The sequence below is a fragment of the Desulfovibrio sp. GTC20076 genome (genome assembly GCF_055385905.1).
The window spans coordinates 723,424-747,644 of the sequence record NZ_AP039366.1 but is presented as its reverse complement, the minus strand read 5'-3'; the positions used below and the strand labels follow the sequence as shown (position 1 = coordinate 747,644).

Genomic DNA, 24,221 nt, shown 5'->3' with positions numbered 1-24,221 from the left:
AAATCTGTAGATTTTTGTTCCACAGCGCACAGTAAAGAGTGTCAAATCAAATGGCTCAAGTTCACACAGCGGGCCACTGTCAATATCGATACAGATTTCTTCTTGTTCCATGCCCCATTATACCGCCACAAAGGCCGAGGAACAAGCTAGAATGCGGCTAATCGTTAAGCGCCCTTCTCACAGCCCCAACCATCCACGCATGAACGCTCTTGCCCTCGGCTTTGGCCTTCTCTTCGATCGCGGCAACGTCTTCTGGCGTTAGCTCGATGACCTTGCGCCGGATATTGGCGTTCCTTCGCGCCACCGTCTCGCGCCGAGCCGCAATACGTTCTGCTTCACTCAATGCAGGGCGGCCCGCCCCAGGTCGTGCGCCGCCGTGCTGTTTTTTATCTTCTTCACTCTGCGCCATCTTTTTCACCTATCCCAACCACAGTGGGGGGAAGCCATTTATAACCAAACCTGCGCTCCGGTTGCGTCTCAAACTCTGGGCGCGGCTTAATCGGCCCTGACCAGAATCCATGCCAGTGCGCGCGACGGATGTGCGGGCGTGGTCCTTTGCGCTCTTCACCAGAAGCCGACACGCGCCCACGCTCGATTGCAGAGCCAATTTCCTCACCGATACGCCATACTCGCGGCCTATCTGGCGGAAAAAGCTGCAACCCACGCTTTGTTTTTTTGTACGCGGGGTAATGTGGCCGGCTGCCGGGAGTGTGCCCCTCAATTTCCGGTTCATCCGAGCAGAGATAGAGCACCAGCGAGACAGCCGCATGCGCGACACCTGTAGCCTGTACAATAAATTCTGCGTCCAAATCAGAGGCAGCCTCGGGGTGTTCAGCCACAATCGCCGCCCTGGTGCGTTCAATGCCCTCAGCAATAGACCACGGCCCTACAGCCATGTTGATGGGCTGGCCTAATCTGTCGCCAAAATCGAGCACCACACGAAAATCACAGGCATCCGTATCATCGCCATGATCCAGGTGGATAAACATGCCGCAGATGCCGTCAAACGCGCCGGGTATCCCCCCAGGTGTTTCTATATAAACGCACCACTCTGGCAGGCGGATCAGGACATTTGACGGCATGTCACCAGACTGAGATGTGTCCAGCAGCGCCCGATAAATTTCGGAATTAAATCTGTATATGCCCTGGGTGTAGCGCCATCCTGCTAGCGCCGCCAGCGCTGTAGCATCAGTAATGAGCGCAGGGGCTGTTTCAGGCGTCATTTCTCCATGCCGGGCTGAAACAACGGCCATCCATGCAGACACCGGCAGATAGCACCATGGGGCAATGTTCACCCCAATTTCCGCCTGATTGGCCCTCAGATTCTCAGCCATTGCCCATACATCAGAATAGGCCCGGCCATACAGGGCTAAATAGCCGAGCAGCCGGGCCGGGGTGGTCGGTGTTTGCATCGTATTAAGCATACGCTTCATTGCCGTATTTTTCTTCCCACTCTCTGCGTAGGCGTTTACGGGCAGTGCTCTGCGAGTTCGGCATGCTATATTGTGCTGTACCCATGATTTGCATGTACTCTGTGCCTGTCCAGCGGAACAACCCCTCGCCAGCCTGATTTGTGGTTATCTCTGCGGTTCTGCCATCCTGAGACGTGCAACTAATCGTGAGCATTCGCCCTTCATTCATGTGATTCATGTCGTCGAGATTATACGTGAGGCGTTCCATACGTGTACCTCCATGAGTGTTTAGCGAGACAGTCCCGCTCTTGTTGATTCAAATATACCAAAGTTGATAAAAATGTCAATAGTATTTTTATCAAAAAATAGTAAAAATTATCCTGCGACATCCAGCCGATTGCCACCTAATCGCTGCCCAACCATAAAACTCCATCCCCTGTGAAATCCTGTCAAGCCCCCTCTGAGCTGTACCTAGCTGCTCTGAGCTGCACATAGCTGATCGCCTCAAATATCCCATGCTATGCTTTCCCAAAATAGTGCGGGAGTCTGCCCGCGCAGAATGTTCGCCAGCACTGGCAAAAGGAGACGGCAGTATGCCTTTCAAAAAAAACGAAGACGGTTCCCTGGCACAGGCTGATAGCGGCCTGCCTATTTTTGTCGGCCCTGATGGCAGCGAGAAGCCTTACGACCCTGACCAGAAAGCGACGCAGATTGCCGAACTGACGGAAAAGGCCGCGAAGCGGAAAGACGCGCTTGAAAAGGCGCAGGCCAGCCTTGCCCTTTTGGGTGACGTTGAGGACATCGGCGCTTTTGTCGCGCAGGCCAAGGCTAACGCCGAAACTGTTGCGTCCCTGGCCGACAAGGAGCGCGACACCGAGGCCGCAGTGCAGAAGCGCATCAGTGAAGCCGTCAAGGCCGCTGTGACCCCCGTGGTTACCGAGCGCGACACGCTCAAAGCGGAACTGTCGAAAACCACCGAAGGACTGCACCGGGCTGTGATTGGCAATGCTTTTCTTAACTCGCAGTACGCAGCGGAAAAGCTCAAGAATCCAGCCCTCGCTGAACGCCTTTTCGCTGGCAGTTTTGCAGTGAAAGACGGGAAGCCCATTGGTCGCGATGCCGAAGGCAACGAGCTGTACGGCGCTGACGGCGTGGCCTCTTTTGACGAGGCGCTGCACAAGCTCGTGTCCGCCTCTCCGTTCAAGGATGATCTTTTGAAGCCCCCCGCTGGCGGCGCTGACACGCGACCCGGCAGCAGTAACAACTTCCACGGGTCAGGGAAGCTTTCGCCGGAAACAGCTTCCAAGCTCTCCCCGGCTGATTACGCCAAGGCCCGCCAAGAAGGCAAAATTTAAGGAAAGACGACATGTCCAATACCTTTCTGACCCCTGACATCATCGCCCGCGAAGCCCTCATGATTCTTCAGTCCAATACCGTGATGGCCGGGCTGGTTTACCGTGACTACGAGGGCGAATTTGGCCCCGCCAAGGTTGGCGACACCATTACTATTCGCAAACCTGCGTCCTTTGAAGCCAAGGAATTTGAAGGCGAAATTACACTTCAGGACGCGAATGAAAAGGGTGTGACTCTGACGCTGGAAAAGCACCTGGACGTTTCTGTTCCCGTCAGTTCCAAGGAGTGGACGCTGGAACTGGACGACTTTTCTACTCGCATCGTGGCCCCCGCGATGGTCGCCATCAACGAAAAGGTCGACAATTACCTGTGCGGCCTCTATTCGCAATTCAATCAAGTGTCCGGCACTGCTGGAACCATGCCTTCCACGTTGGCGGCGCTGGCCGATCTCGATAAGGCCATGAACGAAGCTCGCGTACCGATTTCTGGTCGGCGTGTCGTGGTAAACCCGTCCACCAAGGCTGCAATGTTCAGCATTGATGCCGTGGCCCGCGCTGATGCCCGTGGTGACGAGGGGACCGCCCTCCGTGAAGCCAGCATGGGCCGCATCATGGGCATGGACTGGTTTATGGATCAGAATATCAAGTCGCACACCGCTGGTACGGCTTCGGCTGCCACCACTCTCGCCGTTAATGGGGCGGTGGCTGCTGGAGCTACGACCCTCGCGGCTGACGGTGGCACTGCTGCCCAGACGCTCAAGGTTGGTGACGTGTTCAGCGTAGCGGGCGCTGTGGGGACCTATACTGTCACCGAAGACGCCACGGCATCCAGCGGTGCGTTCTCGGCTGTGAAATTCTCGCCTGCTGCCCCTGTCGGCGGATTCGCAGACGACGCCGTTATCACCGTGCGTGGCTCCCATGTGGCGAACCTTGCATTCGTCAAGGAAGCCATCGCTCTTGCCGCTGTCCCGCTTGAAATGCCCCGTGGCGCTGGTGGCAACGCCGCCTATGTGTCCATGAACGGCCTCGGTATCCGCGTTGTCTACGGGTACGACATTAAGAGCAAGAAAGACACCATCAGCTTTGACCTCCTTGTGGGGGCCAAGGTTATTGACCCGCGCCTTGGCGTGCGGTGGATGGCGTAGGAGTCCCTATGAACGTCTCTGAACTGTTTAAGGACGGTGTCCGTGTCCTGGTGAATGCCGACAGCGAACAAGAAGCTGCGTTGCTTTCTGAAGGCTGGAAAGCCGCCGATGCGGCTGACGGCGTACCGGGCGCTACCCCCGAAACCAAGGCTGACAAGCCCGACAAGGGCGACAAGTCCAAGGGCAAAACGAAAGCCGCCGATGCGGCTGACGGCGACACCTCCACGCCGTAGTTCCGAGCTTGCCCACGGGTGGGGGTTACGGCCCCTGCCCGAAATCAAGAGCGGAATAACTCAAAGGGGAATCAATGAAATATACGCCAGTGCATATCAAGGGGGCAGCCCTTGCAGAAAACAAGTTTAAAGACGGCAACAAGGTTTTTCTTGTGACGTCCCTCATTGAGCAGGCAAAAGGGTTGCCAGTCGTTGAACTCCCACTTGCTGGTATTTTTATTGGCAGTAACGTTTTTACCCCTCCCATTGCGAATGCATATGAACTCGCCAAACACATGAAGCGAGTACAGGAAACCAACCTCGAATATCCAGTCATTATGGATGAGGAGGGTTTTATCATGGACGGTTGGCATCGGGTAGCAAAGGCCCTGCTTGAAGGCCGTGAAACCATTAAAGCAGTTCGCTTTGACCAGACGCCAGCGCCAGACTACTACGAGCAGGACTAGCCCATGCCCACCCTAATCGTTGAAGACGGCTCCTGCCCTGAAGGCAGCAACAGCTACATCAGCCTTGCCGATGCGGACGCCTACCTTGTGCCGCGCGGGCTGTGGCCTGTGACGCCTGATGTGCCGGGTGAGAACGAAGGCGATCCTGCCGTTCCCGACCCGGTGATGACTGCCGCCAAAGAATCCGCCCTGCTCCGTGCCGCCGACTATCTCAATACGTTGCAGTGGTACGGGCAGCCTGTGGATTGGCAGCGCACGATGGCATGGCCGCGCATCGGCGTGCCGCAGCCGGGTGGCAGCAATGGCGCTGTACTGCCGGACAACATTGTTCCCAGGGCCGTTGCTCAAGCCCAGGCAGAACTTGCCGGGCTGATCTACGGCGGCACCAACCCGCTGGCCCCGGTGGAACGTGGGGGCAAGGTGATAGCTGAATCCCACAGCACCACCGAGGGCAGCATTGACGTGATCGGTGGCGACAGCAAGAGCGACAGCTACACCTATGCCGATGGCGCACCTATCGAAACGTATTTTCCGGCTGTGTCCGGCCTTCTGCGTGCCTTGCTGGCAATTATCCCCGGCAAGAGCGGTGCGCGAATAGTCGAAGTGGGCAGGGGATGAATTTTATCAAGTTTGCACTCGCGCCTTTCTGGCATCTCAGATGGCCGATCATCATCGTGAGCCTTGAATATCTAGCCCTGCACTGCTGGCAGACATGGAGAGGGTAGACCAGTGCTTAAGGTGCTTAAAGAAATCCCGCTGGCCATTTGGGATCAGCGCTATTTCCTTATTAGTTTTTTGGTGGCTCGGTACGTCTGTATCCTGATTTATCAAGCATGGAAGGGGAATTTATGAAACGTCCTGAATGGGCCACGGCTAAAGTGCGGTTCCACTTGGCAACGTGCTGGTATGGCGAAGACGGTGACGGGTGCGCCCTTGAGGGGGTGCACTGGTGGGACGATGCACTGATTATGTTCAGCACATGGTTTCATAATTGGTTTGTGGCACCATTCAGAGATGAGGGATTCCCCATCATCTTTTTGGAAGAATACCCCGTAGGCACGAAATAGCATGCCCACCTACCCCGCCATTGCCGCCAAGGCGAAAGCAAAGCTGATTGCCAATGGCATGCAGATGCAGTTTGTTCGCATCGTGCAGGACGAAGGCGGCGGCTTTGACCCTGAAACTGGCCTTCCCTACGCACCCACAGAAACGGTCACAGACTTTCACGGCGTGAAGACTCAGCCCACCAAGGAAGAAGTGCAGTCCGGCGCGTTCCAGGGCGTGAGCATGGTTGTGCTGGCCCCGGCTGACGCTGCGGGTGGCGAAGAGCCGACCATTGCCGACAAGCTGCGGTTCGGTGGGCATGAGTGGGACATTACCGAGATACGGCCTGTGGCCCCTGCTGAGACTGTGATGCTCTACAAGTTCGGCGTGAAAGACGCCGGGGCGGTGGCGTGATGGGGAAGAGCCTGAATCCGAAGGCTGGACACAGCGCCGAGTGGTGGAAGCAGCGCGAGGCAGAACTTAGCCGAAAAGTTTGCAGAACAGGCAAAGAGCTACAGGAAACCATAAGTCAGATCATTGAAGCAAAGGCCGGGTATGCCCGCGCCGCAATGATCGCAGCGGTTGTGCGTGAATTTGGCCTACTGGTGCAGAGAACCCCTGTGGACACGGGCCGCGCTCGTGCTGGCTGGCAGATCGGCACAGCCCCTACAGAATGGGTGCCGAGCAAGGCACAGTGGGACGAATACAAAGGCACAGGGGCCGTCACAAGGGCGCTAGCGTCTGTCCCGGTTGAACAGCTTTCACAGGCCGATGTGGTCTATATATCTAACAATGTTGAATACATCCTGGCGCTTGAGGCTGGCTGGTCGGCGCAGGCTCCACAAGGATTTATTGCACTCTTCATCCAACGCTTGAACACGCAGCTTACAGCGCTGGCGGCGAAGCTATGAGCACCCCTTGTCCCACACTTGCGGAGATACAGACCGCATTTTCTACGGAACTACAGACGGCCCTTGCCGCGCTGGTTACCGCTGGCACGGTTTCAGTTGTGCCGCCCATGCAAGACTTCGCGCCGGACATTAAAAAGATCATGGCGATCTCTGCCCTGAACCCTGACCGCAAAACAGGCGCGGAACTTGGCGGGCCTGGCGCTCTGGCTGTGCGTAACGGCGTGTTTCAAGTCACGCTGTCAGCACTCAAGGGAACCAGCCAAAAAACGCATTGGGGCGCCGCACAAACCGTTGAAACACATTTCGCGCAGTACAGCGCCGCCCCGCTCACTTTGGCGTCAGGCGGCGGAATTTACTGCGATCATCCATACACCATGAACGCCGGGACTACACCGGATAAACGCATTGCCCTGCTGGTCACGATCCCGTGGCAGACGTGGGCCAGTAATTAACGAGGTGATTTATGGCTAAAACCTGCTCCACGGTTGCTAGCAGCAAAGTTCAGAGAGTCTTTGCTGTGATCGAGGATGTTTCCGGCACGCTTCAGCGCCCCACGGCTGCCAACTATATTATGCCCGCTGGCCGTGCGACCATGAACCAAGTGCCAGACTATGCGAATTCGGAAGCCCTGACAGGGTCACTCGACGTGATTGCCCAATTTAAAAACAAGGTAAAACCCGGAGAAGGGACTATCCCCATGTACGTGCAGCTTCCGTCCGATGGCACAAAGGCACAAGGGGCGGATGTTTTTGAATGCATGATGGGCGACGAACAGCCGCCAAACACGGTTTCTGCGGTCATAGCTACCGGAGAGGATGTTGATTCGAGTCAAGATACTGTCTCTGTGTCAGGAGTTGTCGGCGGGATGTTCCCCCGGCGCGGGCGTGTCCTTATTGGCTCTGAACAAATCCTGTACAGGTCTGTCGTAGAAACAGGCGGGGTCGTAACCTCCCTTGCAGATTGCGTTCGCGGCTTTGCGGGGACAGCGGCGGCCCCCCATGCGGCGGGTGCAACTGTTACTTTGGTTAGCCGGGCGTATGCCCAAGACAACTGTCGAGCCACGTTTTCGGTATGGATTCAAGACGACCACACCGTCCGATTCGCTTCCGGCTGTGTTGTAACCTCCACATCTATTCCCAAGAGCCAAGAAGGTGGGCAGCGTTGCGACTTTGGCTTCCAGTTCCGCCAAGCTGGATGGTGCGGGCGGTCATTTTTGAAGGCCGTGCCATCCACGGGTGTACTGTCTGTCGCCACAGCAAAAAATAGCAATGGGGCCGGGGCATACACGGTTGGAGGGATCATAAAAAACGCCACGAAAAATGACGACAACTCCGGCGCAGGCTACACAGTGATCGCGGTAGACAACAATAACGGCACCATTACCGTTTCCCCTGTTCCATCCGGTTGGTCAAAGGATGATCAGATTGCCCCCTGGCTACCGGACGCCGCGCCTATAGGTGAGGCCTTGAATGCGTCTGACACACGAGTGTTTATTGGTGGCGTAGCTGGAAAATTACTGGAAGGAAGCATCACCCTGAATACGCCAACGGCATTCACAGACGACTTTGACGAGTTCCCCGGCGAAAACGCGGACAATACCCGCGAATTGAGCATGGACAACAGCCTGTATTTTCGCTCCGAGGATGCCGAAGAGTTCAAGCGTGGGTATGAAGGCTACGAGCTACCCGTGAACGTGGTGATGGGGGGGAAAGCGGGGCGGACCCTCACCCTTATCATGCCTCGCGTGAAGTTTACTATGCCAACAGTGGACGCCTCCGACCCGTTTGTGACCCTAAAACGCACCGGGGCCATCCTCGGCACCAAGGGTAACGACAGCCTCATGATCGTGCAGGAGTAACCAGCATGCCCAAGATTCTTACCGACGCTTACCGCGATGCACGCTTCTTCGTGCCCTACAACGACGCGAAAACAGAAGGCGTGTTCGTTAAGCCCCTGACCGAAACGACCATGTTCAAGCTGCGCGACGAAGCGAGCAAGGAAGGCGGCACGGACGAACAGCTGTCCTCGACCATCCTTGTGCGCAAGCTGCTTCAGGCCAGCATCACAGATTGGCAGGGCTTCTACGACGCCGCCGGGCAGCAGATGCCCTGCACGCCGGAAGTCATCAAAGAAATCTGCGAGTGCGACCCCGAGTTTACCTCTGGCCTGATGTTCCGCATCCGTAACGTGGCCCGCCTGGGCGAACTGGAAGAGCAAAAAAACTGACACGGTGGGTCGAGTGGTACGGCAACCCGGCCAACCCCTCATGTGAGGACTGCCGGGAACTGAACGAGATGAACGGCGACGCCCCGCCGTGTGCCACATGCCCTCGACCCACCGAACTTACAAAGCGCAATGCCGAAGCGTGGGCCATATTCTCTGATCTGGACACGTTTGGGCGCGACTTGGACACAATGGGCGGCTTGCCCCTGAACCTGCGCTTAGAATCGATTTGTGGGGCATGCGAACGCAGCACAGACCCAATGGGCATGGAATGGCGCGTTAAAGAGATTGACCGCGTGGTCACGAAATACCGCAGGGAAGAAGCCGCGCGCAAGCGAGAGGCAGAGAAGCAATAAGGCCGGGTTGGGTGGGATCATCCTGCCCGGCTTTTAAGATATTGAGGTGCGTATGCCCGTAGTGCAGATAGAATTGAGGTTTGACGATAAAGGCGCTGTGGTTGGCGCGAGATCGCTAAACGAATTGGCGACCGCCGCAGACCGTACCCAAAAATCCTTTAAGGGTTTTGAAGGAGCTGGACGCTCCCTTTCATCTCTGGGCAACAACGCCTCTGACGCTGCTTCTAAGATGAAAGGATTAGCTGTTCAAATCCTCGCGCTTGTTGGCGCGTATAAGGCGCTACAAGGAGCACAGTCCTTCCTTGGACGAAATTTTAGTTTTTCATCTAACATTGAAGATTCCAAAATTTCGATTGCGTCCGTCATTGGTGCAACAAACAAGATTGCTGATGCCCAAGGCAAAGTCCTAACTGGCTCTGAAAAATTCAGGGCTTCGCAAGAAATTTCTGCGGACTTGATGTCGCAGATTCAAGTCCTTGCATTGTCTACAACGGCCACATTTGACGATCTTGTTGATGGCGTAAGCGGCATCATCGCCCCTGCGACCAAGGCTGGGATCGCGATTGAAAAGCTTCCCAAATTTGCCATTACGGCTGCGCAGGCTATGGCAGCGATGAAGGTTCCTGTCCAGCAAATGCGGACAGAAATTGAAGCGTTGTTGTCTGGCAATATCAACAAAACTCAAGACATTCTCGCTACCAACCTTGGGATAACCGGGGACATGGTAAAAAACTGGCAGTCCCAGGGTGTTCTTGTAGAAGAGCTTGAAAAGCGCCTCCGCATCTTTGCCGAAGCAGGCGATGCCGTTGCGCAAACATGGTCTGGCTTGCGCGGAAACATGGCAGACGCATTGGACTATTTATCGGCCCAAACTGGCGAAGGCCTTTTTGAGCACGCCAAGCAGTCATATCGTGAATTGTTGGCGCTTATGGTTAACACTGACGATAGCAAGCTTGGGCTTAATGAAGACATAGGCAACATTGTCTCTGCTGTACGTGAGCTTCAAGACGAAATTGGCAACGAGCTATTATCCGTAACACGCGACTTCATTGATTACCTAAGGGAGTTAAACAAGCCTGAAAACATAGCAGAGCTAAAGCGCGAATTTAAAGACTTTGCCAATACCGTTGAGGGTCTTTGGGGACACATAAAGAACATTGGAACGGCCATCAGCGGCATTGTTAGCACATCCCTTGAAGGGTGGCGGCAAATGCCAGATGTAATAAAGGAACTCGGCATCGTTGGCGCTATCGCATTTGGAGCAAAGGGGCGCGCAGCCCTTGTGGCTCTGGGCGCATCGTACTCATGGCTCCAAAACCTGTTTGATTTGGCGGCTTCAGGCGATGGTGGTGCGGATGCGTATAAAAAACATTGGGCAGAAAAAAATGGCACTAGCGCGGTAACGCCGCTCCCTGTCCCCCTTGCAAGGTCTAGCGTCCCTATGGGCTTTGTTGGCCCTCCTGCACCTGCGAAAGAGGCCTATACCCTGACAGGCGACATTGGCGGCTTTGGTGGAGACAAAGACAAGGGTGCCTCTAAAATTGCCAGTGCCCGCGAACAGCTTCAAAAAATCCGTGAAGAGATCGCCGCGCTCAACGGCGAGGCAACTAAATCCAGTAATAGCCTGGAGCAGAAAGAACGCGAAATTGAAAAGCTCGGCAAGGCTGCGGGGCTGTCTGCAAACGATATTGACAAGCTCAAAACGCAGTACGGCGATGCTTTCAAGACAAATGCTCTACAAGGCTTCAACAAGCAGATCGCACAGCTTGAAGGCAATACCAAAGCGCTGCGGGATATTCAACTGGACGAAGAGGTCAAGAAGTGGTCGGCGTCCTTCAATGAGCTTGTAAGCAAGGGCAAAATGACCACGGGCGAGGCGGCTGAGAATATTGAACGCCTTAAGACTGCCATTTCTAAAAGCGTTGAAACCAAAGATACGCAGACCAGCCTTTCATTTATCAAGGAGTACAGTGAACTTTCAGGCGACTTTAGCAACAACCAAAAGATATTGCTTGAGATGTTGGAACGTGAAGCCGAGGTCTACCGCGCGACGCTGCCCGCCTCGCTCCAGCCATACATTGACAAGTGGCAGGAACTAAAAAAACTGCAAGAAGCCCGCGACCCGCTGTCCGGCTCTATTCGCGGACTGCGCTCCTACTCTAATGAGGCGATGAACCTTGCAAAGGGTATCGAGGGTGCTTGGACAAGCGGCTTTCAGGGCATGGAAGACGCGCTGGTCAAGTTCACCATGACCGGAAAGCTTTCGTTTCAGGACATGGCGAACAGCATCATATCTGACCTGATGCGCATTGCCATTCGATCTTCAATCACCGGCCCGTTGGCGAGTGGCCTTGGAAGCATGTTCAGTGGATGGGGTGGCGGCAGCGGCCCGATTACAACCCCTGGCTTCACCAATGCGAATCTTTCCGGCTCAATATGGGGCAGCGGGTTTCACTCTGGCGGTGTTGTGGGCGTGGATTCACCCACGTTCACCCGGGCCGTGTCCGCCTATGACTACCTTCACGCTCCCCGCTTCCATTCCGGTGGCGGATTTTTCAAGCGCGATGAATACCCTGCCATCCTCCAATATGGTGAGCGTGTTCTTAACCGTCAGGAAACAGCCGCGTATAACGCACGGGAATGGGCCGGGCGCGACGTTATGGGTCGTAGCGGCGCTGCAGCACAGGCAACCCCACAGGTGTTCGTCAGTATTCAGAACAACACAGGGGCAGAGGTCAGCCAGGAAACCCGCACGGATAACATGGGCCGTAAAAACATCCGCGTCATCATTGGGGACGCGGCCGCAAGCCAAATGGTCACGGCGGGTTCATCTCTAGACAAGGCTACCCGCGCCCGGTTTGGCATTCAGCCCCAGGCAACGAGGAGGTAAATCATGGCAACCGCGATATGGCCCCTTGTGCTGCCCCAGGCACCGCAGCGCTCTAGCTGGAAGAATAAAATACCGAACAACCAGCTTCGATCTGATATGGACGCGGGCACGGAGAAGGTGCGCCGCAAAGGTGGGGACAATCAATTTGTGGTGGATGTAACCTATGTGCTTAAAAAAGAGCAGATGTTGCAGCTACGCGCGTTTGTAAAAGACACCTTGCGGGATAGCGTTCTGTGCTTTGATTGGCCGGAACCGATTGAAGGCAAAATGGTACGGGCTGAAATTAAGGGCGGTACTGAATCGCTCTACAACGAAAGTTTATGGGGCAACACCAATGCTTTCCAAATTACGCTCATTATCGGCTACTGGCCCGACGCGCCGCTGACATAAGACACGGAGGCAACAATGGCACTTTCACCCCGCACCACTGCCGCCATGATGGAACCGCGCACAGCGGATATGGATATTACGCTCATCACGCTGTCTCACCCGTCATGGGGTCGTGATTACCGCTTCTGCACGGCGCAAACTGAATGGCTGCGCAACAATCCCGACTCAGGACGGCCAGAGTACGGCGTGATGAGCAACGGCCTCGCGTATGAGTTTGTCCCGGTATATGTCACGCTGCCGAGCAGCTCCGACGAGCAGGCCCCCGAAGGTAAGATCGTCATGAGCAATGTAGGCCGTGAAATATCGCCATACCTCAAGGCCGTTGGCAGCAGCTACCCGCGCCTGACACTGGAGACGGTAAACAGCGCTACGCCTGACATTGTTGAGGCTGCATGGCCGGAACTCGACCTTGCAAGCGCTCAATGGAACAAAATGACGGTGGAAGTCACGGTAAAGAACAACATCGCCAGCACGGAACCCCTGCCCCACTCACGTTTCAACCGCGCTGAATGGCCGAATCTGGCGACATAAAATGGAACTACAGCAATACATTGGCATACCATTTCTCGACCACGGCCGTGACCGGGAGGGCTGCGACTGTTGGGGGTTGGTGCGGCTGGTTTACATGGAACAGTTGGGCGCTGAGTTGCCGGATATGGGCGACAGTTACAGCGAAGCCTACGCGCGGGGTGAGGTTAGCGCCGCGATGGCCGAAGAAGGCGGAAAGGGCTGGTGCGTGGATGTGACCGCAGGCCCGTGGCAGCCACTGGACATCATGGTTTTTACCCGCGCCGGGGTTGAATGCCATGTAGGGCTATATGTACGCCCCGGTGAAATGCTGCACGTCATTGAAGGCACGGCAGCGGCTTACGAGAGATATGATACAGTGAAGTGGAAAAGAAGGCTGTCCAGGGTGGTGAGGTGGCGTGATGTCGAGAACTGAAAAAGGGCGGGGATGGCCCCGCCCTGCAAGCTACTGCGTGGTGATCGTAAAGTTAATCTGAATTGGTACATTTTTATAATGATGTTTCACCTTGTCACGCAGATCGGACATTGTTGAGCATGTTTTTGCAATGCCTATAATTTCAAAGCATCTGCTTACAAGCTGCCCTATTCCGTATTCCTCAGTTAGGCCCTGATGCCATCGAATATTTGAAGGTGGCCTGTTTTTCTTAAGATATTCAGCCACATCAGGGTCTAGTGTATCATATATAAGCTCAATCACGAGTTTGCCCCACCATTTTGGGCGCAGATGTAGCGGTCCGCTCCATTTTGTTAACCTCCCAAATTGTTCCCATAATTCGTCTGGGAAGGTTTTTTCCCACGCGCGTAATTCTTCTGCAATATAAAGACGCAATTTAAGTTGAAGTGCATCTTCAGCCCTAATGTATTGATACCCTGTCGCTTCGTCTATCAAGGCATCTAGGCCAACTTTTGTTAAAGATGTGCTTAGAACCGCACATTGAATTGCAATCTCACGCTGTCTATCTGTGGTAAGAGCATTTTTATAAAGGGCTTCAACATAGCCACGTAAAATTTCCTCAAAATGTCCTGACTTAATACCAAGCCCCTTAAACTGTGTTCCTGGGATGTTAAATTCAATAAGTTCGGCCAGGATTAACTCTTTGTTAATAAATGGTTTTAGCGCGCTAACACCAATGAATTTGGCCAGGTCTCCACTGTCTGCATCAGCAATTGCCCGCACAGTGGCCCGCAGACTTATCACCCTGTCCCCGGTATCAAGGACATAACAATCAACAACCTTCTCCCCTAATGAAAGTTCGCCTCGATATTTAGCAAATGGCGATTCCGGGATATTACAAGTATCATCGCCGCCTTGTGTCATGGCAAATCTCCTTTAAGGTGTTTCAGGCATTAATAATATCGTATCGTAGGCATTTGAAACATACAAAAAATCGCCCATCGCTGAGCGGCCTGATTGCTATCCCTTCTTCCCCTTCGGTAAGTGTATCCCTATGCAGATGCCCCCGCTCAAGGTGCGGTTTACCCCGGTTTGCGGCTGGAACCTCTCCGTCAGCAGTGGGCCATTGAAGCACACAGGGTTGTACAGGGGGCAGAATAAATAGCCTGTCGCCTCGGCGTGACCAGCCACGTCCTCAGAAAAGAATGTGCGCCCGTGTGCGAAGCTCAGCCCCTTGTGTACCCGAAAGCACGGCAGCATGAATCGCAGGGGGCCGAATGAGGCTGACGGCACATCCATGATGCGCGGGCAGAGCAGCCCTGGACGGTCTTGAAACTGCATACGCATCAGGCAGGACATGGGCCGCAATATCTGGTCGCGCTCTATGGGATGTCCAGCGCAGAAATATTGTATATCCTCGTCGTCCTTCCACGTCCGCGTCAGCTTCAGAATGGTGTGGAGAAATTGAAAATCCGACCAGTTGGGCCAGAACGAGAACAGGTAGCGCCCGTTATCTTCCTGCACATGAACGTGATCGCGCATGGCGCTGATCGTGTCCCAATGCTTGCCATTGGGGTGCAGAAAAAGAACCGTGAAGTGCGGCGCTCCCGTGGGGTCGTGTGGGGCTATTTTGTCGCTGCGGGCTGGTGTGTTGAGCATGCGAAACCATATCAATTAAAAATCAAAGTGAAAACAGATAAACATACTATTAAAGTGTATATGACTTGTCTCTTGCCCCTATATAGCCTCGCTGGTACGGTACGGAGAATGGAGGTATTCATATGGAGCTTTCGCATATTCTCGCGCTGTCAGCCCGTGTCAAGTCTGCTATTCCTGAATGCCTGAACGAGGCCAACACCAAGACATCGTTAATTTTGCCTTTTTTACAAGCTATGGGCTATGACGTATTTGACCACAACGAGGTTGCCCAGGAATATACGGCGGAATGGGGTATCAAGAAAGGCGAAAAAGTAGATATCGCCATTCTTTCTGACGGTGCGCCGGTTATTCTGATTGAATGCAAGCCGATGGGCGACCCTTTGAATACAGGAAAGTGCTCTCAACTTTACCGCTACTTTTCTACACTTCCCGCCCGCATAGGCATTCTTACCAACGGCCAGCGCTATTTGTTCTTTAGCGACCTTGAAAAAGAAAACGTGATGGATAGCAAGCCATTCATGGAAATTGACCTGCTTAATTTCAATGAACGAGTCTTGCCAGAACTTCAAAAACTGACCAAAAGCGCATGGGACCTTGACTCCGCTCTCTCTGCAGCCGAGGCCATGAAGTATATCCGCGCGGTAAAACTTCTTGTTGCGCAAGACGTTTCCGAGCCGTCAGATGAAATTGTTCGCCACTATGCCTCACAGTGCTATGAAGGCAAGCTGATGTCCCGCGTTATCGAAATGTTCCGGCCCATTGTAAAGCGGGCATTTGCTGAGCATGTTTCCGATCTGATAACCAAGCGCCTTGAATCTGTGCGGATTGCCGCTGAAACCCCTGCGCAACCTGCACAACGAGATGGGCAGCCAGAAAGTCACGACTGCGACTCCGAAGACGAAAATGGAATAGTCACTCACAATACCGAAGAATGGGCGTTGATCATCGTGCGCACCCTGCTCCGTGGAGTTGTTGACCCGGCCCGAGTCGTGATGCGTGACCAAAAGTCCTATTGTGGCATTTTGCTTGACGATAACAACCGCAAGCCGATCTGCCGTTTGTTCAACTTTGACCACTTCGAGCCTGGGATGGAAAATATCGGGCGCAATGCGCACATTGTCATTATGACAAAGAGCAATAGTGAGGGGGAGCGCTTTGACCTGCAATTTGTGGACGACATTCACCCGCTAGGCGAAAAACTGGTGGAGGCCGTCAGGAGGCATGAGAGGGGCGGTGATGAATAGGGTTCTAGTTCTGTTTTTTTCAACAGCGTTTTTGCTTATGGTAGGATGCGCGACACCAGCTCCTTCATCCTACACAACTTCAGGCGTCCAATCTATGCCTGCGATTAATGCCTCTGAAGGTGCAGTAGTCGTATTCTACCCATCGGATGGATCGGTTCAGTCGCCGTGCTACATAAATGTGAACGGAAAGCATGCCGGAGTTGTTAAGCAGGGCACCTACGCAATGATACCATTGAGTGCAGGCAATTATATAATTAGCCTTGAGAATGACGCTAAATCTCAACCGCAAGTGATGGTGGAGATAACACCAGGAGTAAGGGAATACTTAAAAGCCGGGCAATTTTCTGATTTCCTTATGGCTAAAGCAACTCTTGAGGCTTCAACTAGAGAAGAAGCAAAATACCACCTCCCCTTGCTCAAATCCATTCAATGGAAGCATTAGAAGAGGTGCCCATTCAAAGAATGGGCACCTCTCATAATAAACCATTCTTGCTATTTTCTAGAAGAAAATGTGCTGAATGGTTGCGATTTCCCCTTATACTCTAGACTCTTCCACGCCTCATCCCCCACGACAAGGTATCCGTCATTGGACATAATAGACCAACAATCATCACACATGTTTTTAGCATTGCTAACAATAAATGGGTAGACCGGAGCAGAGGTCGGGATGTTTATATAGGGCTCAGGATCACTTTTTGCTTTTGCAACAAAATTACGCATATACAAGCAAACGCTTTCTTTTTTACCTTGGGGCAGGCGCTCCCATGCTTCAATATCAGTAAAAATTAAACTGATTATTGGATTTTTTGCCATCCCTCCATATAGGAGAATTACGGCTTTTTTTTCAGTTACGGCCTTGTCGATATTTTTTTTGCCATCTTCAACAGATGCCGCAAGGGCTGTGGCTGACAAAAAGATAAAAAGAAAAAGCAGCGATATTTTTTTCATAACGACCTCCGGCATCAGCCTACCAGCCAATTTCTATGGTCGCAATTTGTGAAAAATTTTTATTGACATTATGTAATCATTTATATATCGAATGACCAGGAGCGAAGTTATGGAAAAAAAAGAAATCACCCTTACTATCAGGTTCACACCTGAAATCCATAGGCAGCTCAAGATGCTTGCCGCAAGGGAGGCAAAAACGGCAAAGGAATGTATTTTGGAGGGGCTTGATAAAGCCTTCCCAGGTTGGAGACAGGAAGATAAAAAATAAAAGCGGCTCGAAGCGGTGCGCCAACACCACAACGAGCCTAACCACAACCGACCTTCACAGGAGGTACGACCATGGCTAACGAGATTGTATCCGTAAACGCCCCTGAACTCAATGTTGTTGACGGCTTGCCCGTAGTTTCCAGTCTCGCCATTGCTGAAAACTTCGAAAAAAAGCACTGCGATGTTTTGCGAGACATTCATTCCATTTTCAATGATTTGCCGGACGAAATGCGAGGACGCAATTTTGCGTTATCGCAATACGAAGGCAAAACGCCCACTGGCGGCACCCGCACTTACCCTATGTACCTGCTCACCCGTGACGGGTTTACGCTCGTCGCAATGGGTTTCACAGGCAAGAAAGCGCTCGCTTGGAAGGTGAAGTACATTCAGGCATTCAATGAGATGGAGCGTGCGTTGTTGGAAGGAAAGCACGGAGAACCTGTTGTCCTTAATTGCGGCGACACTCTCACGCCTTCCGAGCAGGCCCAACTTCACGCCATAGTATCGGCCAAGGCCGGGATGCTTCCCGCTGACATGCAGCGCAAGGTGAGGTCTGAAATCTGGACGCGTTTTAACCGTCATTTCCGCATTGCCCGATACGCCCAACTGCCCCCGGCCAAAATGGGAGAGGCTGTTGAATATCTTGTGAGCATGGAGGTAAGGGCGGCGCAAAAGGCGCTGCCTCAGTCCAACTCCGAGCTGGCCGCAGCTTCGTCGCTGGCAAATTACAATCAGCAGATTGCTAACACCAAGCCCGTTCACATCTTCCAGCGCATGGGCCTGACGCCGCTCGAAGAATTGCAAATGGGGTCGCCCATCAAGCGCATGTTCGACGGGCTGGACATGGACAAGATCGGCCCGCGCACGATGGAGGCTCTTGTTCTCAAGGCGAAGTATGTCAATGCCATTTCCGAGGTGTACAGGCTCAACCGTCATCTTTTGAAAGACATGGACAGGCTTATGCACGACATCAACGGCCCGGCCATGAAAGCTCTGAATAAAAGCGGCTGCTTTGCCGACCCTGTTGCCGACACGCTGCACGAACCACGCGAACGCCTCGACCGCATCAACGAAGAATATCGGGCGGCGGCACGGGCTGCCCTGAATGGTAGCATATGCCTGGCTATGATGGTTGGCGTGTAAACAAGCAACCATAATAGTTCCTACGCCGCTCCTTCGAGGGCGGCTTTTTTGTTGATGTATAGTCTCGGTCTTCGTTTTGGATACATAGTGACCCCATGATTTTTGAAAACCGAAGGGTAGCAGGGGGACGTTTTAAAATTGCTTTTAGTCCATAGATGCCTTATTTTCACTGTACGGGTAATGCCACTGAGGCTTGCATAAGCCCTGAAACATGTGAGGTGGGATATGCCTACAGCGAAAGACGTAGCCAACTATTTTCTCTCGAAAACTCGTGAAGAAATTGGCGATAATATTACACATTTGAAGCTTCAAAAGCTTGTTTACTATGCTCAGGGATTCCACCTCGCGGTGTATAAGACCCCTCTGTTTGATGAGCCAATTGAGGCGTGGGATCATGGCCCCGTAGTTCCTGCGCTCTACAAGGAATACAGGGTGTATGGATCAAGCCCTATCCCCGGCACAGTTGAGGCAGAAGCCGTTTTGCCTTTTACAGAAGAGCAACTTGCCCTTTTGGATGATGTGTATGAGGTGTACGGGCAATTCTCGGCTTGGAAGCTACGCGCCCTGACACACAGTGAACCGACGTGGGAAAAGGCTTATCCTAATGGCATCATTACGCATCAAGCAATGGAAAAGTTTTTTAAAACACAGATTGACGACTAGCGATGAAGATCAAAAAAACTCGCTACACAAAGAAGTCTGGCAAGATAAGTCCGTCTAACGTATCCAACACTCAATCCATAATGGACAAACGCCCCAAGTTTTCATTGAAATATCTTGGAGGACAGCACTGCTTGTCACGCTGCACCAAAGATGAGAAGGCGGCCTTTGCTGACCGCATACATCGGCTTTCTCAACAGACTTGGAGCCAAATATTCCAAGGTGACAGGCATGGCGGCGGCTTTGAAAAAATAAACGAACCCCTGCCGTGGATGCCGGACAAATTCTCTGAAAAGCAAATTATCGCTTTCCGTTTTGCTGGCATGAAGGCTATGCTTGGTTTCTCCGACAAAGAGATATTTTACGTCTTGGGTTTGGACAGGGATTTTACCAGCTACGGACATTAGTGCCACTTAACATGTTGCCCACCGGGCCGGGGATTTTCACCCCGGCCTTTTCTTTTCCTTTCCATCCCTATGCAATTGTCAAAGACCTGTGGGCTATTTCCCCAAGGCAATCTTTACGCCCCTCTCCGGAGGGGCTTTTTTTGTTGTCAAGCCCCATTAATACCGTCTCAGCCCACCCAAGACCGCACTATCCCCCTGCCCCCTCAAAAGCCGTGCTGCTTTCCAGCAAAATCGCGGAGTAGCTGAAGTGCTGTCAAGCCCCCCATGATCAGGCATCCCCACCCATGACGCGCTTTCCGATTGCGTTTCCAAAACCCATGCTACGCTTTCCGCAATGTGGGCATAGCATGTCAACCCCATGTTTAGCTGTTCTGAGCTGTACCTAGCTGCTCTGAGCTGCACACGGGGAAAAGGCCATGCTACGCTTTCCACAAAACTTTGTGGCGGTGGAGCATGTTGCAGCAGAGCGGAATTTCAGTCATGGCCCGGCGGTGGGATTCTACCCGCTCCCGGTTCTCCATTGCCGTACCAGGTGCGACGCTGGAAAGCATTGTACTCGACGCTATTCAGGGCATGCGCCGCGAAGGCCAGTACACCCGCGCTCAAGCCCGCCTACTCGCCCGCTACGCCCGTTGCCGTGTCGATGGCATAGAGATCAAGCGCAGCCAATGGGCCGACACGCGCCCGCACGAAGGCGCACGTCTTGAAATATTGCAGGGCGTCAAAGGTGGCGGAGGTGGTGGCGGGGGGAAGAATCCCGTTGCCACGGTGTTGAGCGTGGTCGTTATTGCGGCTGCAACAGTAGCGTCTTTTGGCATAGCTGGAATGCCAGCAGGAGCCACGATTCTTGGACTTACGGCAGCGCAAGCAAGTATAGCCGTAGGAGTCGCCGCCGCTGGCGCTCTAATGGCAATCAACGCCCTCTTCCCCTCTGCCGCCCCCTCTCTCGGCTCCATCGGCGGCTATGATGCAGCCAAGGACAGCCCCACCTACTCCATCAGTGGGGCGCGTAACGCCGCCAACGTCAATGGCTATATACCGCTTGTCTGCGGTAAGCATCGCCACACGCCGCCGTTGGGCGCGAAAAGCTGGACGAAATGGGAGGGTGACAAGCAGTTCTTTCACATGCTGGTGGTGTGGGGGCATCCTGACGTTGAGGTGACAGATTTTCGTATCGGCAAAACGCCTCTCTCCGACTTCAAGCATGTCAGGCATGTATTCCACCAGGCCAGCTATGGCAATGACCTGGAACTGTTTGCCAAAAGCTACGATGAAAAAAATGTAGGCAGCTCGCTGAAGGCCTCTGACGGATGGGTAACGCGCCGCATCGGTGAATGTGAAGATATCTCTGTCGATATTGCCGCCAACGCCATGTGTGTGCTTGACAAGGAAACGGGTTCGCCACGCACGCGCACTGTGCAGTTTCAGTTGCAGTATGCAACGGTAGGGACAGAGAACTGGACAAATTTTAGCGGTGTGCGGGTAGATATTCGTCCATTTTCTACCATTGGGAGCGTATGGACGTTCCTTGGTACGCAGATCAGAGCCAATTATAACGGAGATGTAGCCTTCGGATATGCAGGATCACACCCTATTGATGAAAACGCATATCCAATCGAGATTTTGCCAAACAAGAGTCCTTACGTTACAGGGTGCGATGTCAGTATAAAGGACGGCCTAATAAAGACCTCCGCTGGTGTTTACGGCAACAACGACTTCGTTTACCTTTCTGCGGCTAAGCGCTCTTCAGTTGTGCGCAACTACCGCGTTGAAGGCTTGCCACGGGCTGATCGCAAGGTGCGTGTGCGTCGGCTTACTCCTGATACCAGCAGCCAGTACATTCTGGATGAATGCACATGGAGCACGAGCCGTGCAATCCTGAATCAGCCTGCGTTTAATACACGGCTACCCTACTGCGTGTCTGAGTTGCGTATTCAGGCCAGCGAACAACTGAGCAGCTTTGTTGATGACTTTAACGCCTTGTGTCACAGCAAAATACCGGATTGGGATGCAGCTACGCAGTCGTGGATCACCCGCACCACGAGCAATCCGGCCTCGATTTTCCGCTATCTGCTGACCTCACCTCATGGATTGGTACGCCCGTATACCACGGCAAAAATGGATGATGCGTCAATCATCGCCTTTCATGCGTTCTGTAAGGCAAACGGATACGAATTCAACTTTATTCTTGACGCTGAACAAACGACCTGGGCGCGGCTGGTGCAAGTGCTGGCTGCGGGGCGCGCGGCACCAACCACAGACGTAGACGGGCTGTGGGGCGTGGTTGTTGACCGTAGCGGCAAACAGGTGAAGCAGCTTTTCACCCCACGTAACTCTTGGGGCATGAGCGTGCAGCGCGGCTTTGTTGATCTACCGCATGCCCTGCGCGTTTCATTTGTTGACGAAACTGACGACTACACCACGCAAGAGAATTACGTCTTTGCCGATGGCTACAGTAATGACGGCGCAAATGGCACAGATCAGGCCACAGACGTTGTCGAGTGGGACTACCCCGGCGTTACCAAGTGGGAAAAGGTATGGCGCATGGGCCGCTATCACCTTGCCAAGCTGCTGCACCGCCCGATGTCTGTAACAATCAATACAGATTGGGAATGGCTGGTTTGCCACCGTGGCGATCTGGTGGGCATCGCGTCTGATGTGCTGATGAACACGTTCGGCACGGCCAGAATCCAGCGCCTCGTATATGACGTGGACGGCGTTGAAACGCTGGTGGGCCGCGAACAGGACATTCCCACTGACGAATACGGGCAGCCGCTTATCCCCATTGGCGTACAGCTTGACGACACAGTGATGTTTCAGGAACCAGCCCCGGCCCGGTACGGCATTGCCATCCGTGACCGCAAGGGCGGCGTCACGACATATGAACTTGTGCCGGAATATGGCGATGAAGAACACAGCGTTTTGTACTTTATGCACCCTGTTCCGGCGCAGGCTGTGCCGCCGCTCTATGGCCTATGTTCCGTGTCGCTGCTTGGGCAGGAGTACGAAGAATATCTGTTGGCCGCAGTGCAGCCGGGTGATAACGCCAGCGCAGAACTGACGCTTATCCCCTACGCGGCTGAAGAGATTGAGGCCGCAGCGGAAGGCGAAATCCCGCCCTACGCACCACCCATAATTCTCGACGTGACCAAGGGTTCCTCGCTCCCCACGCCCATCATCATCGATGTGCGTAGTGACGAATCTGTGCTTATCCGCGCATCGTCCGGCGGCACAACCCCGCGTATCGCCGCGTGGTGGGCGCTTAGTGTGTCCACGGAAGCCGCGACCAACTTGAATTTCCAATTGATGGCCACGGATGTTCTGACCGCAGTAAATTTCTTTGGCAGCGCCACCAGCCTTGAGGACTTTGTTGCGGCCACGGGCGTTGAGGAAGGGCGCTTGTACGACGTGCGCGTTAGGGCGCTCGACCCTGCCACAGGTAAAACAAGTGCATGGTCTACGCCCATACGCCATGCGGTAATTGGACGCACCACTCCGCCGCCAGCGCCTGACGCCGTTAACCTGGACGGCTACACGCTGCGCATCACGCAGAGCAACAGACCGCTGGACGTTGTTGGGCATGTCGTAACGATGGTGTTTGATGAGACGGATAGCATCAATATGGGCCGCGTACTCACTGATCCGTATACAACGACAGGTACGTTTGACCTCACCCCGTGGGCAGGCCGGGCGCGGCGCGTATTTGTGCAGACGGTTGATGAATTGGGGCTGCTGTCGGATGCGGTGAGCGTAGTTATCGATCTGGGCGATGTTATTCCGGACAACGTGCTGTTCGAATATTCGGAGAGGGACAAAGCATGGAGCGGGTCAATCGTTGGCGGCTATGTTTCCAGTGAACATCTGTTTGCAGACAGCAACACGCTGGCGTGGTCAGATGAAGAAACCGATGCCGCATGGAACGCAGATAGTGCCTACCCGGCCTGGGTCAACGGCGACGGTGTGCAGATGTCATACACATGGCAGCAAACATTCCCGCGCGAATACGCTGGCGGGCGCGTGCTGATTGAGCCTGTGGCGCTGGCTGGCAAGCTGTTGGCTATAGACCACAGGATCTACAATGACCAGCCAGCATGGAGCAATACCACTACAGATCGGGCGTGGAGCAGTGAGCCGACAGACCCTGCATGGCTTAATCCTACCCCAACACCGTGGAGCGCACTGCCTGACAACTATACAACGCAAGGACGGGAGACGCTCGATTTTCGTGTGACATACGCCTCTGGCGAAGTCGCTGATTTGGCAGACATTATCACGTCCATTGACGTGCCAGACAAAGAAATGCCCCCGATTGAGGACATCAATATCTCTGCCGATGGCTCTACGCGCATTCCCATCCCTGCAAACTATTTTAGAGCCATCACGAACGTGCAAATCACATTGCAATACAGAGATGGACAAGACGCCACCACGGCAATGTGTGTCCCAGGCTCGGAAGAAATAGGCGATAACGGATATTTGGAACTTGGCCCATACATCGTGGCCTTGGACAGCAACAGGCAAGGCACGTTCGGCAACGGCGACGTGCGCGTGAAGGGATATTAGGAGGAA

Annotated in this window: 28 protein-coding genes; 22 read left to right on the top strand and 6 right to left on the bottom strand. The window is 53.7% G+C overall.

From position 1 onward, the window contains the following. Nucleotides 1-157: 157 nt before the first annotated feature. From ACZ495_RS03275 to ACZ495_RS03265, 3 genes are read right to left on the bottom strand one after another with little or no spacing between them, the layout of a single operon-like run. Nucleotides 158-409 (bottom strand): hypothetical protein, encoded by a 252-nt coding sequence (locus ACZ495_RS03275; protein WP_464262606.1) that lies wholly within the window; start codon nucleotides 407-409, stop codon nucleotides 158-160. Next, nucleotides 396-1,433, bottom strand: a complete 1,038-nt coding sequence (locus ACZ495_RS03270; RefSeq protein ID WP_464262605.1) for an AcrVA2 family anti-CRISPR protein — start codon at nucleotides 1,431-1,433, stop codon at nucleotides 396-398. The genes ACZ495_RS03275 and ACZ495_RS03270 overlap by 14 nt, the downstream gene beginning before the upstream one ends. Continuing rightward, nucleotides 1,417-1,680, bottom strand: coding sequence for a hypothetical protein (locus tag ACZ495_RS03265; RefSeq protein ID WP_464262604.1), 264 nt, complete (start codon nucleotides 1,678-1,680; stop codon nucleotides 1,417-1,419). Before ACZ495_RS03265 ends, ACZ495_RS03270 begins: the two co-directional genes overlap by 17 nt. Nucleotides 1,681-2,005: 325 nt before the next feature. Here ACZ495_RS03265 and ACZ495_RS03260 point away from each other — a divergent pair, with 325 nt between their 5' ends. The 15 genes from ACZ495_RS03260 to ACZ495_RS03190 all read left to right on the top strand — a co-directional run bounded on the left by ACZ495_RS03260 (nucleotide 2,006) and on the right by ACZ495_RS03190 (nucleotide 13,345). Further along, nucleotides 2,006-2,767, top strand: a complete 762-nt coding sequence (locus ACZ495_RS03260; protein WP_464262603.1) for a DUF6651 domain-containing protein — start codon at nucleotides 2,006-2,008, stop codon at nucleotides 2,765-2,767. Nucleotides 2,768-2,778: 11 nt separating this feature from the next. Continuing rightward, on the top strand, nucleotides 2,779-3,909 hold the full coding sequence (locus ACZ495_RS03255) for a major capsid protein (protein ID WP_464262602.1): 1,131 nt from the start codon (nucleotides 2,779-2,781) through the stop codon (nucleotides 3,907-3,909). An 8-nt stretch (nucleotides 3,910-3,917) separates the two neighbouring features. Then, a complete protein-coding gene (locus ACZ495_RS03250) occupies nucleotides 3,918-4,142 on the top strand; it encodes a hypothetical protein (protein ID WP_464262601.1) in 225 nt (74 codons plus the stop codon). 74 nt (nucleotides 4,143-4,216) lie between these two features. Further along, a complete protein-coding gene (locus ACZ495_RS03245) occupies nucleotides 4,217-4,588 on the top strand; it encodes a ParB N-terminal domain-containing protein (RefSeq protein WP_464262600.1) in 372 nt (123 codons plus the stop codon). A 3-nt stretch (nucleotides 4,589-4,591) separates the two neighbouring features. Continuing rightward, nucleotides 4,592-5,206, top strand: coding sequence for a DnaT-like ssDNA-binding protein (locus tag ACZ495_RS03240; RefSeq protein WP_464262599.1), 615 nt, complete (start codon nucleotides 4,592-4,594; stop codon nucleotides 5,204-5,206). Nucleotides 5,207-5,656: 450 nt separating this feature from the next. Beyond that, complete coding sequence (locus tag ACZ495_RS03235) at nucleotides 5,657-6,046, top strand: hypothetical protein (RefSeq protein ID WP_464262598.1); 390 nt, start codon at nucleotides 5,657-5,659, stop codon at nucleotides 6,044-6,046. Further along, nucleotides 6,046-6,543 (top strand): hypothetical protein, encoded by a 498-nt coding sequence (locus ACZ495_RS03230; RefSeq protein ID WP_464262597.1) that lies wholly within the window; start codon nucleotides 6,046-6,048, stop codon nucleotides 6,541-6,543. Before ACZ495_RS03235 ends, ACZ495_RS03230 begins: the two co-directional genes overlap by 1 nt. Continuing rightward, complete coding sequence (locus ACZ495_RS03225; protein ID WP_464262596.1) at nucleotides 6,540-6,995, top strand: hypothetical protein; 456 nt, start codon at nucleotides 6,540-6,542, stop codon at nucleotides 6,993-6,995. The genes ACZ495_RS03230 and ACZ495_RS03225 overlap by 4 nt, the downstream gene beginning before the upstream one ends. 11 nt (nucleotides 6,996-7,006) lie before the next feature. Next, entirely contained in the window at nucleotides 7,007-8,401 is a 1,395-nt protein-coding gene (locus ACZ495_RS03220; protein ID WP_464262595.1) for a hypothetical protein, read from the top strand. 5 nt (nucleotides 8,402-8,406) lie between these two features. After that, nucleotides 8,407-8,769 (top strand): hypothetical protein, encoded by a 363-nt coding sequence (locus tag ACZ495_RS03215; RefSeq protein WP_464262594.1) that lies wholly within the window; start codon nucleotides 8,407-8,409, stop codon nucleotides 8,767-8,769. Nucleotides 8,770-8,837: 68 nt separating this feature from the next. Then, complete coding sequence (locus ACZ495_RS03210) at nucleotides 8,838-9,122, top strand: hypothetical protein (protein WP_464262593.1); 285 nt, start codon at nucleotides 8,838-8,840, stop codon at nucleotides 9,120-9,122. Between the two features lie 52 nt (nucleotides 9,123-9,174). Further along, nucleotides 9,175-12,012, top strand: a complete 2,838-nt coding sequence (locus ACZ495_RS03205; protein WP_464262592.1) for a phage tail tape measure C-terminal domain-containing protein — start codon at nucleotides 9,175-9,177, stop codon at nucleotides 12,010-12,012. A gap of 3 nt (nucleotides 12,013-12,015) precedes the next feature. Continuing rightward, a complete protein-coding gene (locus tag ACZ495_RS03200; protein ID WP_464262591.1) occupies nucleotides 12,016-12,402 on the top strand; it encodes a hypothetical protein in 387 nt (128 codons plus the stop codon). Nucleotides 12,403-12,417: 15 nt separating this feature from the next. Further along, a complete protein-coding gene (locus tag ACZ495_RS03195) occupies nucleotides 12,418-12,933 on the top strand; it encodes a hypothetical protein (protein ID WP_464262590.1) in 516 nt (171 codons plus the stop codon). A gap of 1 nt (nucleotide 12,934) precedes the next feature. Next, nucleotides 12,935-13,345 carry a C40 family peptidase gene (locus tag ACZ495_RS03190; RefSeq protein ID WP_464262589.1) on the top strand — a complete coding sequence of 137 codons (411 nt, stop codon included), beginning with the start codon at nucleotides 12,935-12,937 and terminating at the stop codon, nucleotides 13,343-13,345. A 30-nt stretch (nucleotides 13,346-13,375) separates the two neighbouring features. Here ACZ495_RS03190 and ACZ495_RS03185 read toward each other — a convergent pair whose 3' ends face one another. Together ACZ495_RS03185 and ACZ495_RS03180 are read right to left on the bottom strand one after the other, a co-directional pair. Continuing rightward, entirely contained in the window at nucleotides 13,376-14,248 is an 873-nt protein-coding gene (locus ACZ495_RS03185) for a P63C domain-containing protein (RefSeq protein ID WP_464262588.1), read from the bottom strand. Between the two features lie 96 nt (nucleotides 14,249-14,344). Then, nucleotides 14,345-14,983 carry a hypothetical protein gene (locus tag ACZ495_RS03180; protein ID WP_464262587.1) on the bottom strand — a complete coding sequence of 213 codons (639 nt, stop codon included), beginning with the start codon at nucleotides 14,981-14,983 and terminating at the stop codon, nucleotides 14,345-14,347. Nucleotides 14,984-15,105: 122 nt separating this feature from the next. On the opposite strand from ACZ495_RS03180, the gene ACZ495_RS03175 reads away from it, so the two are divergent. Together ACZ495_RS03175 and ACZ495_RS03170 are read left to right on the top strand one after the other, a co-directional pair. Then, nucleotides 15,106-16,227, top strand: coding sequence for a type I restriction endonuclease (locus tag ACZ495_RS03175; protein WP_464262586.1), 1,122 nt, complete (start codon nucleotides 15,106-15,108; stop codon nucleotides 16,225-16,227). A 94-nt stretch (nucleotides 16,228-16,321) separates the two neighbouring features. Then, nucleotides 16,322-16,669 carry a hypothetical protein gene (locus ACZ495_RS03170; protein ID WP_464262585.1) on the top strand — a complete coding sequence of 116 codons (348 nt, stop codon included), beginning with the start codon at nucleotides 16,322-16,324 and terminating at the stop codon, nucleotides 16,667-16,669. 50 nt (nucleotides 16,670-16,719) lie between these two features. Here ACZ495_RS03170 and ACZ495_RS03165 read toward each other — a convergent pair whose 3' ends face one another. Then, the gene (locus tag ACZ495_RS03165) at nucleotides 16,720-17,175 is read right to left on the bottom strand and encodes a hypothetical protein (protein WP_464262584.1); all 456 of its coding nucleotides are present in this window, start codon (nucleotides 17,173-17,175) and stop codon (nucleotides 16,720-16,722) included. A 109-nt stretch (nucleotides 17,176-17,284) separates the two neighbouring features. Between ACZ495_RS03165 and ACZ495_RS03160 the strand changes: the two genes are divergently transcribed. The 5 genes from ACZ495_RS03160 (at nucleotide 17,285) to gpJ (ending at nucleotide 24,215) form a co-directional block, all read left to right on the top strand. Further along, nucleotides 17,285-17,443: a ribbon-helix-helix domain-containing protein gene (locus ACZ495_RS03160; RefSeq protein ID WP_464262583.1), complete on the top strand. Its 159-nt coding sequence runs from the start codon at nucleotides 17,285-17,287 to the stop codon at nucleotides 17,441-17,443. Between the two features lie 71 nt (nucleotides 17,444-17,514). Then, on the top strand, nucleotides 17,515-18,585 hold the full coding sequence (locus ACZ495_RS03155) for a Rha family transcriptional regulator (RefSeq protein WP_464262582.1): 1,071 nt from the start codon (nucleotides 17,515-17,517) through the stop codon (nucleotides 18,583-18,585). A gap of 225 nt (nucleotides 18,586-18,810) precedes the next feature. Next, nucleotides 18,811-19,248: a Panacea domain-containing protein gene (locus ACZ495_RS03150; protein ID WP_464262220.1), complete on the top strand. Its 438-nt coding sequence runs from the start codon at nucleotides 18,811-18,813 to the stop codon at nucleotides 19,246-19,248. Between the two features lie 2 nt (nucleotides 19,249-19,250). After that, on the top strand, nucleotides 19,251-19,652 hold the full coding sequence (locus ACZ495_RS03145; protein ID WP_464262219.1) for a hypothetical protein: 402 nt from the start codon (nucleotides 19,251-19,253) through the stop codon (nucleotides 19,650-19,652). Nucleotides 19,653-20,105: 453 nt separating this feature from the next. Further along, a complete protein-coding gene (gpJ, locus tag ACZ495_RS03140; protein WP_464262581.1) occupies nucleotides 20,106-24,215 on the top strand; it encodes a TipJ family phage tail tip protein in 4,110 nt (1,369 codons plus the stop codon). The last annotated feature ends 6 nt before the right edge of the window (nucleotides 24,216-24,221 follow it).

Coding starts and splice junctions, on each gene's coding strand:
- ACZ495_RS03255 (WP_464262602.1), top strand. CDS start 2,779: ATGTCCAATACCTTTCTGACCCCTGACATCATCGCCCGCGAAGCCCTC.
- ACZ495_RS03180 (WP_464262587.1), bottom strand. CDS start 14,983: ATGCTCAACACACCAGCCCGCAGCGACAAAATAGCCCCACACGACCCC.
- ACZ495_RS03145 (WP_464262219.1), top strand. CDS start 19,251: ATGAAGATCAAAAAAACTCGCTACACAAAGAAGTCTGGCAAGATAAGT.
- ACZ495_RS03150 (WP_464262220.1), top strand. CDS start 18,811: ATGCCTACAGCGAAAGACGTAGCCAACTATTTTCTCTCGAAAACTCGT.
- ACZ495_RS03240 (WP_464262599.1), top strand. CDS start 4,592: ATGCCCACCCTAATCGTTGAAGACGGCTCCTGCCCTGAAGGCAGCAAC.
- ACZ495_RS03185 (WP_464262588.1), bottom strand. CDS start 14,248: ATGACACAAGGCGGCGATGATACTTGTAATATCCCGGAATCGCCATTT.
- ACZ495_RS03205 (WP_464262592.1), top strand. CDS start 9,175: ATGCCCGTAGTGCAGATAGAATTGAGGTTTGACGATAAAGGCGCTGTG.
- ACZ495_RS03220 (WP_464262595.1), top strand. CDS start 7,007: ATGGCTAAAACCTGCTCCACGGTTGCTAGCAGCAAAGTTCAGAGAGTC.
- ACZ495_RS03275 (WP_464262606.1), bottom strand. CDS start 409: ATGGCGCAGAGTGAAGAAGATAAAAAACAGCACGGCGGCGCACGACCT.
- ACZ495_RS03250 (WP_464262601.1), top strand. CDS start 3,918: ATGAACGTCTCTGAACTGTTTAAGGACGGTGTCCGTGTCCTGGTGAAT.
- ACZ495_RS03270 (WP_464262605.1), bottom strand. CDS start 1,433: ATGAAGCGTATGCTTAATACGATGCAAACACCGACCACCCCGGCCCGG.
- ACZ495_RS03245 (WP_464262600.1), top strand. CDS start 4,217: ATGAAATATACGCCAGTGCATATCAAGGGGGCAGCCCTTGCAGAAAAC.
- ACZ495_RS03235 (WP_464262598.1), top strand. CDS start 5,657: ATGCCCACCTACCCCGCCATTGCCGCCAAGGCGAAAGCAAAGCTGATT.
- ACZ495_RS03260 (WP_464262603.1), top strand. CDS start 2,006: ATGCCTTTCAAAAAAAACGAAGACGGTTCCCTGGCACAGGCTGATAGC.
- ACZ495_RS03165 (WP_464262584.1), bottom strand. CDS start 17,175: ATGAAAAAAATATCGCTGCTTTTTCTTTTTATCTTTTTGTCAGCCACA.
- ACZ495_RS03265 (WP_464262604.1), bottom strand. CDS start 1,680: ATGGAACGCCTCACGTATAATCTCGACGACATGAATCACATGAATGAA.
- gpJ (WP_464262581.1), top strand. CDS start 20,106: ATGTTGCAGCAGAGCGGAATTTCAGTCATGGCCCGGCGGTGGGATTCT.
- ACZ495_RS03160 (WP_464262583.1), top strand. CDS start 17,285: ATGGAAAAAAAAGAAATCACCCTTACTATCAGGTTCACACCTGAAATC.
- ACZ495_RS03225 (WP_464262596.1), top strand. CDS start 6,540: ATGAGCACCCCTTGTCCCACACTTGCGGAGATACAGACCGCATTTTCT.
- ACZ495_RS03170 (WP_464262585.1), top strand. CDS start 16,322: ATGCCTGCGATTAATGCCTCTGAAGGTGCAGTAGTCGTATTCTACCCA.
- ACZ495_RS03155 (WP_464262582.1), top strand. CDS start 17,515: ATGGCTAACGAGATTGTATCCGTAAACGCCCCTGAACTCAATGTTGTT.
- ACZ495_RS03190 (WP_464262589.1), top strand. CDS start 12,935: ATGGAACTACAGCAATACATTGGCATACCATTTCTCGACCACGGCCGT.
- ACZ495_RS03175 (WP_464262586.1), top strand. CDS start 15,106: ATGGAGCTTTCGCATATTCTCGCGCTGTCAGCCCGTGTCAAGTCTGCT.
- ACZ495_RS03230 (WP_464262597.1), top strand. CDS start 6,046: ATGGGGAAGAGCCTGAATCCGAAGGCTGGACACAGCGCCGAGTGGTGG.
- ACZ495_RS03200 (WP_464262591.1), top strand. CDS start 12,016: ATGGCAACCGCGATATGGCCCCTTGTGCTGCCCCAGGCACCGCAGCGC.
- ACZ495_RS03210 (WP_464262593.1), top strand. CDS start 8,838: ATGAACGGCGACGCCCCGCCGTGTGCCACATGCCCTCGACCCACCGAA.
- ACZ495_RS03195 (WP_464262590.1), top strand. CDS start 12,418: ATGGCACTTTCACCCCGCACCACTGCCGCCATGATGGAACCGCGCACA.
- ACZ495_RS03215 (WP_464262594.1), top strand. CDS start 8,407: ATGCCCAAGATTCTTACCGACGCTTACCGCGATGCACGCTTCTTCGTG.